The following is a 14,849-nucleotide window of genomic DNA, read 5'->3' on the forward strand; positions in this document are numbered from 1 at the left end:
GTTGACGGGATCAAGGAATCCGCCTATCTCGCGCTGATCTTATATACGACCCTGCGGATGCGGGGTTTAACCCCGTATCACCGGATACCCCGCCAACCGGGTGGGTGCTGTCCCAAGGACAAGGAAAACGCTCATGTCGCGCCGTTGCGAACTGACTGGAAAAGGCCCAATGTCTGGCAACAATGTCAGCCACGCCAAGAACCGTACCCGCCGCCGCTTTTTGCCAAACCTGCAGGACGTGACGTTGCAATCCGACACGCTGGGCCGGTCTTTCAAATTCAAGATCTCTAACGCGGCACTGCGCACTGTTGACCACCGCGGTGGTCTGGATGCGTTCATGGCGAAAGCCAAGGATGCTGAACTGTCCGACAATGCGCTGAAGGTCAAAAAAGAAATCGCCAAGGCGACTGCAGCCTAAGCTATTCGCTTTTTGGATTTTGAAACCCGGTTGCTGATTGCAGCCGGGTTTTGCTTTTGGGGGTGGTGGGTTGAAACCCACCTTACAAACCCGCACCGATGGCAGTTGAAGGCAAACCCGGTGATTTGTCGTAAGGTGGGTCTTGACCCACCCCTGCCCCGTCGCTGACACAGGGCATCATGATCGCCCTGCCAATTGACCCTATCTTACCCGCACTGACCGCAGCCCTCGCTGATGCAGGCCGTGCCGTTTTACAAGCCCCACCCGGTGCAGGCAAAACGACCCGCGTGCCGTTGGCCATGCTTGAGGCGGGGTTGACCGAGGGCAAGATCATCATGCTCGAACCCCGCCGCCTTGCAGCCCGTGCGGCCGCCGAACGTTTGGCCGAAGGTCTGGGTGAGGCGCCGGGAAAAACCGTCGGTTACCGCATGCGGGGCGACAGTAAGCCCGGTCACCGGATTGAAGTCGTGACCGAAGGCATTCTGACCCGCATGATCCAGTCTGACCCTGAACTGTCTGGGGTTGGCGCTGTGATCTTTGATGAATTTCACGAACGCTCCCTCAATGCTGATCTTGGTCTCGCTTTCGCTTGGGAAAGCCGGGCAGTTTTACGCCCTGATCTAATTATTCTGGTTATGTCAGCCACGCTGGATGCAGCGCCGGTCGCAGCGATGCTTGATCATGCGCCGGTTATCACCTCCGAAGGGCGCGCCTTTCCGGTCACAACGCATTTTCTGGACCGGGCCATGCCCAAAACCCAACGACTAGAGGCCGCAACCGCGGATTTGGTCATCAAAGCGGTGCAGGACACACACGGCGGTGTGCTTGTCTTTTTGCCCGGTGAGGGCGAAATACGGCGCGTTGCATCCCAACTGGACGGGCGGCTGCCACCGGATTGCGATGTGCGGCCCCTATATGGCGCCCTGCCTTTTGCACAACAACGCAAAGCCATCGCCCCGATCCGCGACGGGCGCAAAATCGTCCTCTCCACCTCGATCGCCGAAACATCGCTGACGATCGAAGACATTCGCGTCGTCGTTGATGCAGGCCGTGCCCGGCGCGCGCGTTTCGATCCCGGCTCTGGCATGTCACGTTTGGTCACTGAGCGCGTGAGCAAGGCCGAAGCCACCCAACGCGCAGGCCGTGCAGGCCGTGTTGCTGAAGGCGATGCATTCTGTCTGTGGACGAAAGGCGAACATGGGGCGCTTCCTGCCTTTGCGCCCGCCGAGATTGAGGCCGCCGATCTGGCGGATCTTGCGCTGGAGCTTGCCGTTTGGGGCAGCGATGATCTGGCATTTCTAACGCCACCCCCCGAAGGCGCCTTAGCCGAAGCGCGCGCCTTGTTGCAAGCTTTGGGTGCGCTGGACACCGCCGGACGCATCACGCAACACGGTCGCAAGCTGACCGCCATCCCCCTTCATCCCCGCCTTGCGCATATGTTGCAAATCGCAGGGCGGGGGGCCGCACCTTTGGCCGCGCTTTTGGCGGGGCGTGATCCCTTGCGCGGCGCGTCTGTCGATCTGGCGCTGCGTGTTTCTGCGCTGGCAGGTCGGTATGACGGCCCGGGTGAGCGGAACCATGCGCAGCTTGCACAGATCAAATCCGAAATCCCGCGCTTGTCCAAAGGCCTCAACCACGCCGCACCACTGAGCCTTGGGCAACAGGCCGCCCTTGCCTATCCGGACCGGGTGGGATTGCGCCGCAAGGGTGATGATCCGCGGTATGTGTTATCCGGGGGGAAAGGTGCCGTTATGGATGCGGCCGATCCCTTGGCTGGTGCGCGCCTGATTGTTGCGACCGATCTGGATGGGGATACGCGTGAGGCCCGCATCAGACAGGCCGCCAGCATTACAGAACGACAGCTGCGCGACCTTTTTGAGGATCAGATCGCGTGGCATGACATGTGCGGATGGTCGAGGCGCGAACGCCGTGTTCTTACCCGTCAGCAGGAACGGTTTGACGCTTTGGTCTTGGACGACCGCCAATGGTCTGACGCCCCACCCCATGCGGTGGCCGAGGCGATGCTGGAAGGCGTCCGCCAACTGGGCCTGCGCCCATCACCTGCCGCACAACGGTTTCGGGCGCGTGTTGCCTTGGTTGATGATCTGCCTGTTATGGATGATGCAACGCTGCTGGATACGCTGGAGGATTGGCTTTTGCCGCATCTGGACGGCGTGCGCAGCGCCGATGACTGGAAGCGCTTTGATATCCTGCCCGCACTACGGGCCACGCTGGATTGGGACCAGATGCAGCGGCTTGACCGCGCCGCACCGGCCCATTTCGAAACACCCTTAGGTCGCAAGATACCAATTGACTATGATGGCGACGCACCGGGGATTACCCTGCGCCTGCAAGAGATGTTCGGCGTCACGACACACCCCACCGTCGGGCGCATGCCGCTGCGTGTCACATTGTTGTCGCCGGGGCAAAAACCAGTGCAGGTCACGCAGGATATTGTGGGGTTTTGGGCCACATCCTATGCGGACGTCAGGCGTGACATGCGGGGCCGTTACCCCCGCCATCCATGGCCCGAGGACCCGACCGAGGCGGACCCGACGCTCAGGGCGAAACCCCGCGGGACCTAGGCACATTTGCGCTTTGATTCGGGTCGTGTTAAAAGAAATTCAATAAAAATAGCCTATTGGCAGGTACATGAGTAATCTAGACCGCTCTTTCTGGACGGGCCGCGAGGTTCGTGTTGTCGATCCGACCGCGATTATGCAGGTCGGTGCCTTGTGTCTGCGCGATGGAAAATCAGGGCCAGAGGTCCTGTTGGTGAAATCCTCACGCGGGCGCTGGATCATCCCAAAGGGTTGGCCGATGGATGGGCACACAGATGCCGAAACAGCCAAGATTGAAGCATGGGAAGAAGCTGGATTGCGCAAAGGCGCAGTCAGCAAGGTTCCAATCGGTGGCTACGTCACCGAAAAACGCTTTGACGACGGGCGTGTGGCGACCTGTCATGTCAGCGTCTACCGCATCAACGTCAAAGAGATGACCAAAACCTATCCTGAAGCAACGTTGCGCAAGCGCAAATGGATGCCGATCAAGAAGGCCGTCAAAAAGGTCGATGATGTTGGTCTGCAAGCGTTGCTGGATGCATTGAGATAAACGCGTGGTGATCGTTTTGCTGCCATTGGTGCGAAACCAAACCTAGTTTTTTTTCGCACCGATTGATAACCTCTGTAGACATGACCAATGATGTGACTGTGTTGATTTTGCTGGCCGCGGCTTTGCACGCCGGTTGGAATGCACTGATCAAGGTAAGTGGCGACCGGGTTGCGGTGATGGCTGTTGTCACTTTGGCTGGAAGTGTTCTCTCACTCTTTGCGCTGCCGTTCGTAGAAAGCCCTGATCCAGCCAGTTGGCCCCTCCTCGTAATGTCGATCCTTATTCATACCGGATATCACTTCTTTCTTCCAATAGCCTATGACAACGGTGATCTTGGACAAGTCTATCCCATTGCCAGAGGCTCAGCGCCTATTCTGGTCACTTTAGGAGCATTTGTCTTTGCTGGAGAGCATATCAACCCAGTGGCCCTAATGGGTATTCTTTGCCTTTCTGTCGGTGTTATGGCGCTCACATTCGACGATGGAAAAGTAAGCAAGATCAATTCAAAAGCGCTGATGTTTGCGTTGCTAACGGGCATTTGTATCGCAACGTACACAATCGTCGATGGGTTAGGCGCACGTCAGGCCGGATCAGCACTTGGTTTCGCCGTCTGGCTGACGATAGGCAACGGATTACTGACGATCTTGATCGCATTTATTTGGAAGCGAAATGAGATAATTGAGGTTGCGAGAAACAACGCAGTGACCGGTATCGCGGGCGGTGCGATGCAAGTCGGTGCGTACTGGATTATCGTTTATGCTTTAACTGTCGCACCGATGGGCATGGTGTCTGGCCTGCGCGAAACCAGTGTTCTCTTTGCAGCCCTGATATCAACGTTTTTGTTGAAAGAAGGCTTTGGAGTTTGGCGTTTCGTATCAGCCTGTCTTGTTACATTCGGACTGATTTTGAGCAGAAATCGAAGCTAGGCACCGCTGCTACTGCCGCGCGTGCAAAGACGGTGACTCAGGTCTCAAACCAAACACACGCAGCCACCTGTCATCACGGTTCACCAACGCAAGTTGACAGCTTTTCCCCTAAACCCCCAGACAGTGCCGCATGATTGCTTTTTGCGCATGCAGACGGTTTTCGGCTTCGTCAAAGATCACGGAATGCGGGCCATCCATGACGCTGCTGGTTGCTTCGTCGTCGCGGTGCGCCGGCAAGCAGTGCATAAACAGCGCGTCATCTTTCGCCTTTGCCATCAATGCATCGTTCACCTGATAGCCGCGCAATTGGTTGTGCCGCCGTTCCCGTGCAGATTGCGGATCATGCATGCTGACCCAGGTGTCCGTGACCACAAGGTCCGCACCCTGCACCGCTTCATGTGGATCGCGCACGGTGGTGTAGAGCCCGTCAAGTGCTGGTTCAGGGTCAAGCGGCGGCGGGCCGGTGTATACCAGGTCAAATTCAAACTGCTTGGCGGCATGGGCGAAACTGGCGAATACGTTGTTGCCGTCCCCTGACCAGACGATCTTTTTGCCTTTGATCGGGCCGTTGTGTTCTTCAAATGTCATGATGTCGGCCATGATCTGACAAGGGTGCGTGCGGTTTGTCAGCCCGTTGATCACGGGCACCGTGGCGTATTCGGCCATATCCAGCAATGTCTGTTCCTCAAACGTGCGGATCATGATCAGATCGACGTAACGCGACAGCACGCGCGCGGTGTCTGCAATCGTTTCACCGTGCCCCAATTGCATGTCGGCCCCAGACAGGACCATCGTCTGCCCCCCCATCTGGCGCACGCCCACGTCAAAGGACACGCGCGTCCGTGTTGATGGCTTTTCAAAGATCAGTGCCACCATGTGGCCAGCCAGCGGTTGTTCAGCATCCGGCGTGCCTTTGGGTTGGCCCGCCCGCGCGGTTTTCATCGCTTGGGCATTGTCGATAATGTCCCGCAGGGCATCTGTGGGTGTTGTGTGAATATCTAGAAAATGGGTCATGTTTTTCGCTTTTTGGTGGGCCATAGAGGGCCGATCTAATCAAAGGTGTGTCATCACTTGGACAACACGTCCTTCGCGTGTGCTGGCCAATCGTCGGTTCATGAAACCGGCCTGGCGGTAGATGCTGATGGTGCGGGTATCCGTTGTGCCGGGGCCGACGGCGACCATGGGGTGTTTGACACGCAGGTTTCGAACATAGGCGTCGATATACCCCACCGAATGCCCCTGCCCCATAAAGTCGTTATCGCCCACAAAAGTCGCCATCACACGCGCGCCATGCGGTAAATCCGCATATTGCGGCAGACCAAAGGCGCGCGCGTCATGATCATGCACGTACGCAAAGGGATGGTTGATCAAGCTAACCACCTGCATATTGACATTGGGATCATTCATATCTCTTTCCATCAGCGCAATCTGCTTGTCCGCCGCAGGCCACCAGACTTTGACATGCGCCGTGTTCAACCACCGGTGCATCAAAGGCAGGTCCTCTTCGGTGAGGGGGCGGAACGTGTAGTTACGCATTGGCCTCCTTTACATGGGATGCCGCAGCATCAAGTTTATCTGCGGCAAGACCGATGTCTTCATCAGGGATGTTCAATGCAGGCAGCAACCGCACGACATTATCGGCGGCAGGTACGGTCAAGACACCTTTGGCAAATCCAGCGGTCACAAAATCGCTGTTCGCCACCTTGCACTTCAGCCCCAGCATCAGACCAGACCCGCGTACCGCCTCAAATACGTCAGGGTGTGCGGCAACCAGTCCTTCCAGCTTTTGGCGCATGAGGCCTGCTTTGCGGTTTACCTCTGACAGGAACGCATCGTCTGCGACGATTTCCATAACCTTTGCGCCAACAGCGCAGGCCAAAGGGTTGCCGCCATAGGTGGACCCATGGGTGCCTGCGGTCATACCTGATGCGGCAGTCTGGGTGGCAAGAACCGCACCCAATGGAAAGCCCCCGCCAATGCCTTTGGCCACCATCATGATATCAGGTGTCACCCCTGCCCATTCATGAGCGAAAAGTTTCCCGGTCCGGCCCATCCCGCACTGCACCTCATCCAGGATCATCAGGATGCCGTGTGCGTCACACAGATCACGCAGGCCTTTCAGGCAGGCATCCGGCAGGGGCCGGATACCACCTTCGCCTTGCACAGGCTCTACCATGATGGCTGCTGTTTTGTCCGACACAGCCGCCTGCAAGGCGTCGTGATCGCCAAATTCCAAATGGGTGAAACCGGGCAAAAGAGGCCCAAAACCCTTGGTCATTTTTTCAGAGCCTGCAGCGGCAATCCCTGCACTAGACCGTCCATGAAACGAGCCAGAGAATGTGATAATCTCGGTCCGCTCGGGCTGATCCTTGTCATACCAATATTTGCGCGCCATTTTCACGGCCAGTTCGCACGCTTCGGTGCCGGAATTGGTGAAGAAAACGGTATCCGCAAAGGTCTTGTCCACCAAAGCATCCGCCAACTGCTGCTGGGCAGGAATGTTGTAAAGGTTGGACACGTGCCACAACGCATTCGCTTGCCCTGACAATGCCGCAACCAGCGCGGGGTGTGCGTGGCCCAGCGCATTCACGGCAATGCCCGCCCCAAGATCAAGAAAACGTCGCCCGTCGGCTTCCGTCAACCATGACCCTTCGCCTGACACGAAAGTCAGGGGGGCCCGTGAATAGGTCGGCAGAATAGATGCGATCATGGCGATCTTCCTTAACGTAAGCTCGATTGGTGCAGGACCAGATACGAGGTGTCAATAATGTAGGGGTTTCAGATGGTCGTGACAAAGGGCGGCGCAAATCAGCGTCGGCGTCGGCTTTCGAATGTGGCACAGATCATCATGCCGGTGTGGTAGCGCAGTTGATCTGCGGATGGAACCCTTGAATTGATCAAGGGTGCGTTCTTGATTGATGGCACGGCTGGTCCATGCGCGGTCCGTTTTGCAACGGCTGGACATATGGCCGGTGACACCCAACAACCTGCTGGCATCTATTGCGATCATAACAGCGGGTCGGTTTTTGGAAGCTTTAACGAAAGCGACACGTGGGAGGAGGTCGCGCGCTCTCTGCCCACAATCCTCGCGCGCAAGGTGCCGGACATCGCGCCATAACGATCAGCGCTTGAAAGCCTGAACGCGCCAGTTCACTGATGGCGCATGACCCTGCGCGCTGCCAATCCACCTCTTGCTGTTGCTTTCATGCTGACGGCGACGGCCTTCATCGCGGGCACGATGGTGGCGGCAAAGTCGCTGGGTACTGATACGCTTGGGCCACCCTTGCATCCGCTTCAAATCAGCCACGGGCGCTTTTTATTCGCTTTCATGGTGATTGCGTCCGTCGCTGTTGTCTTGCGCCCGAAAATCGCCCAGCCCAACCTTGGATTGCATATTGGCAGGACGCTGTTTGGCTGGGGCGGCGTTACCCTGATGTTCGCTGCGGTGGCTTTTATCCCGCTATCGGATGCGACCGCGATCAGTTTTCTTAATCCGATCTTTGGCATGTTGCTGGCGATCCCGCTTTTGGGTGAACGGGTTGGACCGTGGCGCTGGTTTGCGGCCTTCATGGCCTTGCTTGGCGCGCTTATCCTGCTGCGCCCGGGGCCGGAAAGCTTTCAACTGGCCGGATTGCTGGCTTTGGGCGCTGCGGTGACCATGGGGATGGAACTGATTTTCATCAAAAAGCTTGCCAACCGTGAACCTGCGCTTCAGATTTTGCTGATTAACAACGCGATTGGCCTATGTATCGCAACGCTTGCCGTGTTGCCGGTGTGGACCATGCCGACACCCGCCCAATGGGGTGCTCTTGCCGCGTTGGGTATTTTGATGGCCTCTGCCCAGACCTGTTTTGTGAATGCGATGGCGCGGGCCGATGCAAGCTTTATTACGCCGTTCAGTTATGTCACACTGATATTTGCTACATTTTATGACCTACTCATTTTTGATGTCTGGCCGGATTGGGTCAGTATTCTTGGCGCTGTTACCATTCTCAGCGGTGCATCACTTTTAGCCTGGCGCGAACGCCGGGCACGACCCCAGATAAAACGGGAAGCCCTTGATTAACGCAGTCAAATTCCAGCCATGTTTCTACCATAGGTAGTATTCATGAGCCGTGTTTACGAGTACCGCCGCGCGCCCAACAAGGGGCCCGTATGGCTTGCCCTGATGGGCGCGATCATGCTGCTTGTCAGTGTGGTTCACTATGGCGCAACAGATTTGGTGTGGCTGGCATGGGCGGCCATCGCGTTGACAATCGCCTGGATGGTGCTGCCACGACCTGTTTCGGGCATTCGAATTGATAACACCCATTTGGTTCTGTCCGCCTGGCGCAATCCGCGTCCCATCCCACTTGACCACATTGCCCATCTGCAGGTCCGCGATATGGAGCTAGAAGGCGATGTGACCATCGTTTACCGCAACGGTGAGCAGGAAGATATCTTTACCAACGATCTTCCCGATGTGGATACGCTGATCGCTGTTCTTGCAGAACGGGGTATTCCCGTGCGTGACGTGACCTAGGATTTCAGGCGATACCCGGTGTGCATCCAGCGCAGACAAATACCCAACACAACGACACATGCAGCGCTGACCACCAAAAGCCCGATCCACGGGCTGCTGTCACTGACCCCGATCATCCCATAGCGCACCCCGTCAATGATATAGAAGAACGGGTTGGCATGGCTCAGTGCTTGCATGAAAGGCGGCAGCGCTTCGATCGAATAGAATGTGCCTGACAGAAAGGCCAATGGTGTCACCAAAAAGTTCGAGATAGCAGAAAGCTGATCAAATTTATTGGCAAAGATACCAGCGATCATGCCCAATCCGCCCATCAGAACGGACCCAAGCAATACAAAAACAATCACCCAAACGGGTGTTTGTATGCCCACACCCAAAAACAGGGCCGTCCCAAGTGCGATTACGATAGCCACCAATGCACCCCGCGCCACAGCACCACCGATGTATCCGGCCACCAGTTCAGCCGCTGACAAAGGCGGCATAAGGGTATCCACGATATTGCCTTGCACCTTAGCCGAGGCAAGGCTTGATGATGTATTTGCAAAAGCGTTCTGGATGACGGTCATTGTCAGAATACCAGGTGCAAGAAATACCATAAATGGCACCCCCATCACTTCGCCCCGCTGTGATCCGATCGCAATCGTGAAGATCATCAAAAACAGCCCTGCGTTGATCAAAGGCGCCATGACGGTCTGCGACCAGACATTCATGAACCGTGCAACTTCGCGCCGGGTCAGGGTCCATGTTCCCAACCAATTTACCCGCCCAAAACGGCGCACGCCCATTTGATTTGTATCTGTCATGGTGATCTTTCCTTCCAGATGCCCGGACATAGCGGATTGCGGCGAAATGGCCAGCCCTCTGGATGACAAGGCGCGAGATTGCTAGGATCAGGTCAAAGCCGCTGAGGAACCACAATGCGCCTCATATTGACACTTCTTGCCTGCCTTTGGGCACATGCAACATATGCCGATCAAACGGATCCACCGCTACCGGCACTTTATGCCGTCACCGGCGTAGCAGCTGACGATGTGCTGAACGTTCGGGCAGCGCCAAATGGTTCTGCTGCTGTGATCGGCACGCTGGCACATGACGCCAAAGATGTTGAGGTCGTGACACTCAGCCGCGAAGGCAGATGGGCGCGTGTCAACACAGGCGAAAGTGCGGGATGGACCGCCATGCAATTTTTGGCAGCACAGGACCAACGCTATACGCCGCTGGGCCTGCCCGAAGGTCTGACATGTTTTGGAACAGAACCCTTTTGGTCCATGACGTTCGGCGAAAGCCTCGTCCTTGATTATGCATCGCCGGGACGCATTGTACGTCACGCCATCGCATCACTGTCGCCCAACTCCAACACGGTTTCGCAAACGGACCTTAGGTATAGATTTGTCTGGGGATCGCGGCGCGACCCTGTTACGGCCCATATCCTGCCCGGCCAATGCAATGATGGTATGAGTGACAGGGCCTACGGGCTCTATTATATTGATGATCAAGGGCCGCGCATCGGCTGTTGCAGCCTTAACTAAGGCGGCACTGTTGCGACAGATCGCCAGAAGATGCGTAAAACCCACTTGCGCGCCTTCACATCACCGGTGGCAGTGATTAGTATGCTTGGGACTTGAACAAAGTGGCCTGATCATTGGAAGCTTGGATCCGGCCGAAAAACCAAAGGAATTTATATGTCCTGGACAGACGAGCGCGTTGAGACGCTTAAAAAGATGTGGGGCGAAGGCCAATCCGCAAGCCAGATCGCCAAAGAGTTGGGCGGCGTCACCCGCAATGCCGTGATCGGCAAGGTGCACCGTTTAGGGCTGTCAAACCGTGCAGGTTCTGGCGGGTCCGCTGCAAAAGCGGCGCCTAAGGAAAAACCTGCGGCAGCGGCGAAACCGACGACAAAACCAGCGCCCAAGCCAAAGGCCGCGCCGGCGTCCACCCCGCCAAAGGAAGAACCCGAGCTGGACGAAAACGGAATCCCGATTTCTGCGGCCCGCCGCGCGATCATTCCGGCAGGCCAGCCATTGCCGCCACAGCCATCAGCCAATGAAATCAGCCCAGAGGCGCTGGCCAAAGTCAGCGAAGTGGAAAAAGGTGCCAAGCGGATCAGCCTGATGGAATTGACCGAAAAAACCTGCAAATGGCCAGTCGGCGACCCTGCAACAGATGATTTCTGGTTCTGCGGTTTGGCCGTGCAGCAAGGCAAGCCCTATTGTGAAGCCCATGTCGGTGTGGCGTTCCAGCCGATGTCATCGCGCCGCGATCGGCGGCGATAGCAGATAGTGCAATAGGTAAGGTGGATCATGATCCACCTTACACAACCGAAAGGCCGCATGTAATTGCGGCCTTTTTCATGATGACGTCGCTGCTTTTCGCACCAACCCATCCCTTGGGGGCTGCGTATCAGGCAACGCGATGTCCCAGGCTAGGCCGGAAGCCACCAAACCCTTGATGAACCAAAAGCCAGGATCAGCCTGTCCCGGCTCAACCCCCAAACGGGCTGAATGGGGAAACGCGTGGTGATTGCCATGCCAGTTTTCACCAAACGTGACCCAACCCAGTCGCGGCAGGTTGTACCCCTGCACCGCAACGCCCGAAACATACCACCCTTGCGCGCCGGACCGATGGGCAAAATGCCCCACCATCCAGTGCCCCACCAATGACACGAAAATCCGCAAGCTGACGCCCCACAAGACAAATGCCCATCCACCCAGCATAAAAAGGCCTATCGCAAGCGGCAATTGCTGCAACATCCATGTCCGCTCGATGAACCGAAAGACCTGATCTTCGGACACCCGCGCCTCGATCATGAACGTCGGTGGGTGATCCAGCCGGAATGCACAACACAGCTGCCAATACGCGTCCTTCCAAAACCCTGCGGCATGGGCCGCGTGGGCGGGACATTCTGTCTGCCGTTGGTGCCAATCCCGCATGTCATGCGCTTGGATCATGCCCATTGGTCCCGCCATACCCACCAAGGTACCAAGCCAGACCAATACATATTCCACCCCGCGAAATGTCCGAAAACTCCGGTGGATCAGCAACCGATGCATCCCCACCGAATGCCCGCAGCAAATCGTCACCGCAGTCAGCACGACAAACACCAAAATCGCATCAAGCTGCATAAACCAAAGCACACCAATCGCACCCAGTATCCCATGCACGCCTAACCACAGCGCCTTAAGCGGTAGGAACTGCACATACCCTGCCATGGCAGATGTCTGTGGGCCGGGGATCACCCGCTCGGTTGCGATCAGTGCCGGCACCTGCGGCACCCTAACGCTCGGATCGTTGTTTGACGTCGCGGGCCAAGACATCCATCGCCAGATAGGACGCCCCCTGCATCACCGTGTCAAAGAACCATGCGGGTGCCAGTTTGCGATCATATGCCAGACTGACCGAAAGTTCGGTCACATCGCCCCGCGCCACGACATCATAGCGCAACGCCTGATATCCGATCCACCCGGCATAGGGTGTCGTGTCGGACAGAACTGCAAACGCTACGGTCGTATCCGTGGCCTCTGTCACGCGTAAATGCAACGCACCGGCCCCTTCGCGCCCTGCGAAATCAACGACGCGATTGGCTCCCAGACCCACCCCTTCGTCCACCGATACGGCCACGGGTTGCGGAAACAGGCCAAGTACCGCAGGCAGCGCAAAATCAGGCGATGTCGCGGTCTGCATTGCCTCCCAAACCGTCGCTGCGTCAGCCTGAACGACATGGGTCGCACTGGTGCTGCCTTGGGTCGAAAACGCGTAGGTCTTTGGCAAACCCTCCAAGCTACCTATGGTCAACGCCATACCGCAAATCACCAAGCTGCCAATATCAAACAGCCTGCTTTGCGGCGGATCGTCCTTGTCATTTTTCTTGCGCTCGAAAAAGACCCAGCCGATCCCGTCAATCAGCCCACCGAGCAGCAAAAAGACCACATAAACCGCGCCTCCCACAAGAAACATGACAGCCGCGATGATGGCTGCACAAAAGAGAACCCCCAAGACCAATCCGATCGCATCGTTGCCGTCGGCAAAGGCAGGCTGCGGCGCAAATAAGCTGCCCAGCAGCAAAGCCATCACCATAAACACAGCCGTGCCCGCCGCCTTTGCATAAAGCTGATTGGCAAATCCAGGGGTCAAGCGCCCCTGCGCAGCAAACCAGATCAAATGGACGCAGATCACGATGGCGACGGGTGCCACAAACTGAAGCCCTGTGGCCAGTAGGGCGGTTTGCGACACAAACCACGCATAGGTCAACGCCGCAGTTGCCGCGATCATATGCGGCAAAGCGCTTTGAAACTGATTGTATGTTTTAGCCATGCCGCGACCCTACGCAACGCACAGCACCGTGCAAGCGCCATTTCCCTTCCCGCGACCTTCGGTTACATGAACGCCATGACACAAAACCCACCATCTCTACGCCCAGACCGCGCCCCTGCGCCCAAAATCACCGACGCCTCCCGCGACGGCCAGCCAACCATCGGCATGGTCAGCCTTGGCTGCCCCAAAGCACTGGTCGACAGCGAACGCATCCTGACGCGGCTGCGCGCCGAAGGCTATGCCATCAGCCCTGACTATGCGGGCGCTGAGGCTGTGATCGTGAACACCTGCGGGTTTCTAGACAGCGCCAAAGCAGAAAGCCTTGATGCGATTGGTGAGGCCTTGCAGGAAAACGGCAAGGTTATCGTCACCGGCTGTCTGGGGGCCGAACCGGATTACATCCGCGACCATCACCCCCAAATCCTCGCCGTGACCGGCCCGCACCAATACGAACAGGTGCTGGATGCGGTGCATGCCAATGTGCCGCCCGCGCCAGACCCGTTCATTGATCTACTGCCCGCCAGCGGCGTTAGCCTGACACCTCGCCACTACAGCTATCTGAAAATTTCTGAGGGCTGTAACCACAAATGCAAGTTCTGCATCATCCCCGATATGCGCGGACGGTTGGCATCGCGGCCTGCGCATGCGGTGCTGCGCGAGGCGGAAAAGCTGGTGGATGCGGGCGTGAAAGAACTGTTGGTGATCAGCCAGGATACCTCTGCCTACGGGCTAGACCGCAAATACGATCTGAGCCCTTGGAAAGACGGACAAGTGCGCAGTCACATCACTGATCTGACGCGCGAGCTGGGGCAACTGGGTGCATGGGTGCGCCTGCACTACGTCTACCCCTACCCGTATGTGCGCGACCTGATCCCCATCATGGCTGATCCGGCGAACGGCGTCCTGCCCTACCTCGACATCCCGTTCCAACACAGCCACCCTGATGTGCTGCGGCGCATGGCCCGCCCTGCGGCAGGGGCCAAAACGCTGGACGAAATCGCCGCTTGGCGCGCCCAATGCCCTGACATCACCCTGCGTTCAACCTTCATCGTCGGCTACCCGGGCGAAACTGAGGCCGAGTTCCAACACCTGCTGGATTGGCTGGATGAGGCGCAATTGGACCGGGTCGGCTGCTTTCAATACGAGAATGTGGCAGGCGCACGCAGCAACGCGCTGCCCAACCATGTGGCGGCCGAGGTCAAACAAAACCGCTGGGACAGGTTCATGGCGAAAGCGCAGGCGATTTCAGAGGCGAAGCTAGAGGCGAAGGTGGGTCGCACGCTTGAGGTGATCGTAGACGATATTGATCAGGACAGGATCGCGACGTGCCGAACGTGGGCCGATGCGCCAGAGATTGATGGGAATTTGTTTATTGATGAAGGGGCGGAACGGTTGGCCGTGGGGGAGGTTGTGACGGTGGAGGTTGAGGAAGCGGGGGAGTATGATTTGTGGGGTGCGATTTCTGCAACAGAAAGTTAGATTGACCCGTGACGCCACACACGATCCTCCGCTCCGCAGCCTTGCAAATAGCACAACAGGTCATCAAAACGGCATAAGTACGGGT

General features: G+C 57.2%; 16 protein-coding genes. 10 read left to right on the forward strand and 6 right to left on the reverse strand.

Annotation, left to right across the window (positions count from 1 at the left end; all coding sequences use genetic code 11):
• The first annotated feature begins 133 nt into the window (after window positions 1–133).
• The 4 genes from rpmB to RCCS2_RS00700 all read left to right on the forward strand — a co-directional run bounded on the left by rpmB (window position 134) and on the right by RCCS2_RS00700 (window position 4,455).
• Entirely contained in the window at window positions 134–418 is a 285-nt protein-coding gene (rpmB, locus tag RCCS2_RS00685; protein ID WP_037292956.1) for a 50S ribosomal protein L28, read from the forward strand.
• A gap of 179 nt (window positions 419–597) precedes the next feature.
• Window positions 598–3,003: an ATP-dependent helicase HrpB gene (gene hrpB / locus RCCS2_RS00690; RefSeq protein WP_008230544.1), complete on the forward strand. Its 2,406-nt coding sequence runs from the start codon at window positions 598–600 to the stop codon at window positions 3,001–3,003.
• A 67-nt stretch (window positions 3,004–3,070) separates the two neighbouring features.
• Window positions 3,071–3,529: an NUDIX hydrolase gene (locus RCCS2_RS00695; RefSeq protein WP_008230545.1), complete on the forward strand. Its 459-nt coding sequence runs from the start codon at window positions 3,071–3,073 to the stop codon at window positions 3,527–3,529.
• 80 nt (window positions 3,530–3,609) lie between these two features.
• On the forward strand, window positions 3,610–4,455 hold the full coding sequence (locus tag RCCS2_RS00700) for an EamA family transporter (RefSeq protein WP_008230546.1): 846 nt from the start codon (window positions 3,610–3,612) through the stop codon (window positions 4,453–4,455).
• 108 nt (window positions 4,456–4,563) lie between these two features.
• Here RCCS2_RS00700 and argF read toward each other — a convergent pair whose 3' ends face one another.
• The 3 genes from argF to RCCS2_RS00715 are packed head-to-tail and all read right to left on the reverse strand — an operon-like array spanning window position 4,564 to window position 7,165.
• A complete protein-coding gene (gene argF / locus RCCS2_RS00705; protein WP_008230548.1) occupies window positions 4,564–5,469 on the reverse strand; it encodes an ornithine carbamoyltransferase in 906 nt (301 codons plus the stop codon).
• A gap of 39 nt (window positions 5,470–5,508) precedes the next feature.
• Window positions 5,509–5,991, reverse strand: coding sequence for a GNAT family N-acetyltransferase (locus tag RCCS2_RS00710; protein ID WP_008230549.1), 483 nt, complete (start codon window positions 5,989–5,991; stop codon window positions 5,509–5,511).
• Window positions 5,984–7,165 (reverse strand): aspartate aminotransferase family protein, encoded by a 1,182-nt coding sequence (locus tag RCCS2_RS00715; protein WP_008230550.1) that lies wholly within the window; start codon window positions 7,163–7,165, stop codon window positions 5,984–5,986. The genes RCCS2_RS00710 and RCCS2_RS00715 overlap by 8 nt, the downstream gene beginning before the upstream one ends.
• A gap of 183 nt (window positions 7,166–7,348) precedes the next feature.
• On the opposite strand from RCCS2_RS00715, the gene RCCS2_RS00720 reads away from it, so the two are divergent.
• From RCCS2_RS00720 to RCCS2_RS00730, 3 genes are read left to right on the forward strand one after another with little or no spacing between them, the layout of a single operon-like run.
• Window positions 7,349–7,573 (forward strand): hypothetical protein, encoded by a 225-nt coding sequence (locus RCCS2_RS00720; protein ID WP_008230551.1) that lies wholly within the window; start codon window positions 7,349–7,351, stop codon window positions 7,571–7,573.
• A gap of 45 nt (window positions 7,574–7,618) precedes the next feature.
• Window positions 7,619–8,521 (forward strand): DMT family transporter, encoded by a 903-nt coding sequence (locus RCCS2_RS00725; RefSeq protein ID WP_008230552.1) that lies wholly within the window; start codon window positions 7,619–7,621, stop codon window positions 8,519–8,521.
• A gap of 42 nt (window positions 8,522–8,563) precedes the next feature.
• Window positions 8,564–8,977, forward strand: a complete 414-nt coding sequence (locus tag RCCS2_RS00730; RefSeq protein WP_008230553.1) for a hypothetical protein — start codon at window positions 8,564–8,566, stop codon at window positions 8,975–8,977.
• Here the strand turns inward: RCCS2_RS00730 and RCCS2_RS00735 are convergent.
• Window positions 8,974–9,777: an ABC transporter permease gene (locus RCCS2_RS00735; RefSeq protein WP_037292959.1), complete on the reverse strand. Its 804-nt coding sequence runs from the start codon at window positions 9,775–9,777 to the stop codon at window positions 8,974–8,976. The genes RCCS2_RS00730 and RCCS2_RS00735 overlap by 4 nt on opposite strands.
• A 114-nt stretch (window positions 9,778–9,891) precedes the next feature.
• Between RCCS2_RS00735 and RCCS2_RS00740 the strand changes: the two genes are divergently transcribed.
• Together RCCS2_RS00740 and RCCS2_RS00745 are read left to right on the forward strand one after the other, a co-directional pair.
• Window positions 9,892–10,503, forward strand: a complete 612-nt coding sequence (locus RCCS2_RS00740) for an SH3 domain-containing protein (RefSeq protein ID WP_008230556.1) — start codon at window positions 9,892–9,894, stop codon at window positions 10,501–10,503.
• 153 nt (window positions 10,504–10,656) lie between these two features.
• Window positions 10,657–11,247 (forward strand): GcrA family cell cycle regulator, encoded by a 591-nt coding sequence (locus RCCS2_RS00745; RefSeq protein WP_008230557.1) that lies wholly within the window; start codon window positions 10,657–10,659, stop codon window positions 11,245–11,247.
• 75 nt (window positions 11,248–11,322) lie between these two features.
• Here RCCS2_RS00745 and RCCS2_RS00750 read toward each other — a convergent pair whose 3' ends face one another.
• Together RCCS2_RS00750 and RCCS2_RS00755 are read right to left on the reverse strand one after the other, a co-directional pair.
• Window positions 11,323–12,237: an acyl-CoA desaturase gene (locus RCCS2_RS00750; protein WP_232204212.1), complete on the reverse strand. Its 915-nt coding sequence runs from the start codon at window positions 12,235–12,237 to the stop codon at window positions 11,323–11,325.
• A 10-nt stretch (window positions 12,238–12,247) separates the two neighbouring features.
• Window positions 12,248–13,285, reverse strand: a complete 1,038-nt coding sequence (locus RCCS2_RS00755; protein ID WP_156788388.1) for a hypothetical protein — start codon at window positions 13,283–13,285, stop codon at window positions 12,248–12,250.
• A gap of 75 nt (window positions 13,286–13,360) precedes the next feature.
• Between RCCS2_RS00755 and rimO the strand changes: the two genes are divergently transcribed.
• Entirely contained in the window at window positions 13,361–14,764 is a 1,404-nt protein-coding gene (rimO, locus tag RCCS2_RS00760) for a 30S ribosomal protein S12 methylthiotransferase RimO (RefSeq protein ID WP_037293323.1), read from the forward strand.
• Window positions 14,765–14,849 lie beyond the last annotated feature (85 nt).

Source organism: Roseobacter sp. CCS2 (genome assembly GCF_000169435.1).
Classification (GTDB): Bacteria; Pseudomonadota; Alphaproteobacteria; order Rhodobacterales; family Rhodobacteraceae; genus Yoonia.

What these genes read in the sequence shown, in the direction of transcription:
- rpmB (WP_037292956.1), top strand. Translation starts at nt 134, where the DNA reads ATGTCGCGCCGTTGCGAACTGACTGGAAAAGGCCCAATGTCTGGCAAC.
- hrpB (WP_008230544.1), top strand. Translation starts at nt 598, where the DNA reads ATGATCGCCCTGCCAATTGACCCTATCTTACCCGCACTGACCGCAGCC.
- RCCS2_RS00695 (WP_008230545.1), top strand. Translation starts at nt 3,071, where the DNA reads ATGAGTAATCTAGACCGCTCTTTCTGGACGGGCCGCGAGGTTCGTGTT.
- RCCS2_RS00700 (WP_008230546.1), top strand. Translation starts at nt 3,610, where the DNA reads ATGACCAATGATGTGACTGTGTTGATTTTGCTGGCCGCGGCTTTGCAC.
- argF (WP_008230548.1), bottom strand. Translation starts at nt 5,469, where the DNA reads ATGACCCATTTTCTAGATATTCACACAACACCCACAGATGCCCTGCGG.
- RCCS2_RS00710 (WP_008230549.1), bottom strand. Translation starts at nt 5,991, where the DNA reads ATGCGTAACTACACGTTCCGCCCCCTCACCGAAGAGGACCTGCCTTTG.
- RCCS2_RS00715 (WP_008230550.1), bottom strand. Translation starts at nt 7,165, where the DNA reads ATGATCGCATCTATTCTGCCGACCTATTCACGGGCCCCCCTGACTTTC.
- RCCS2_RS00725 (WP_008230552.1), top strand. Translation starts at nt 7,619, where the DNA reads ATGACCCTGCGCGCTGCCAATCCACCTCTTGCTGTTGCTTTCATGCTG.
- RCCS2_RS00730 (WP_008230553.1), top strand. Translation starts at nt 8,564, where the DNA reads ATGAGCCGTGTTTACGAGTACCGCCGCGCGCCCAACAAGGGGCCCGTA.
- RCCS2_RS00735 (WP_037292959.1), bottom strand. Translation starts at nt 9,777, where the DNA reads ATGACAGATACAAATCAAATGGGCGTGCGCCGTTTTGGGCGGGTAAAT.
- RCCS2_RS00740 (WP_008230556.1), top strand. Translation starts at nt 9,892, where the DNA reads ATGCGCCTCATATTGACACTTCTTGCCTGCCTTTGGGCACATGCAACA.
- RCCS2_RS00745 (WP_008230557.1), top strand. Translation starts at nt 10,657, where the DNA reads ATGTCCTGGACAGACGAGCGCGTTGAGACGCTTAAAAAGATGTGGGGC.
- RCCS2_RS00755 (WP_156788388.1), bottom strand. Translation starts at nt 13,285, where the DNA reads ATGGCTAAAACATACAATCAGTTTCAAAGCGCTTTGCCGCATATGATC.
- rimO (WP_037293323.1), top strand. Translation starts at nt 13,361, where the DNA reads ATGACACAAAACCCACCATCTCTACGCCCAGACCGCGCCCCTGCGCCC.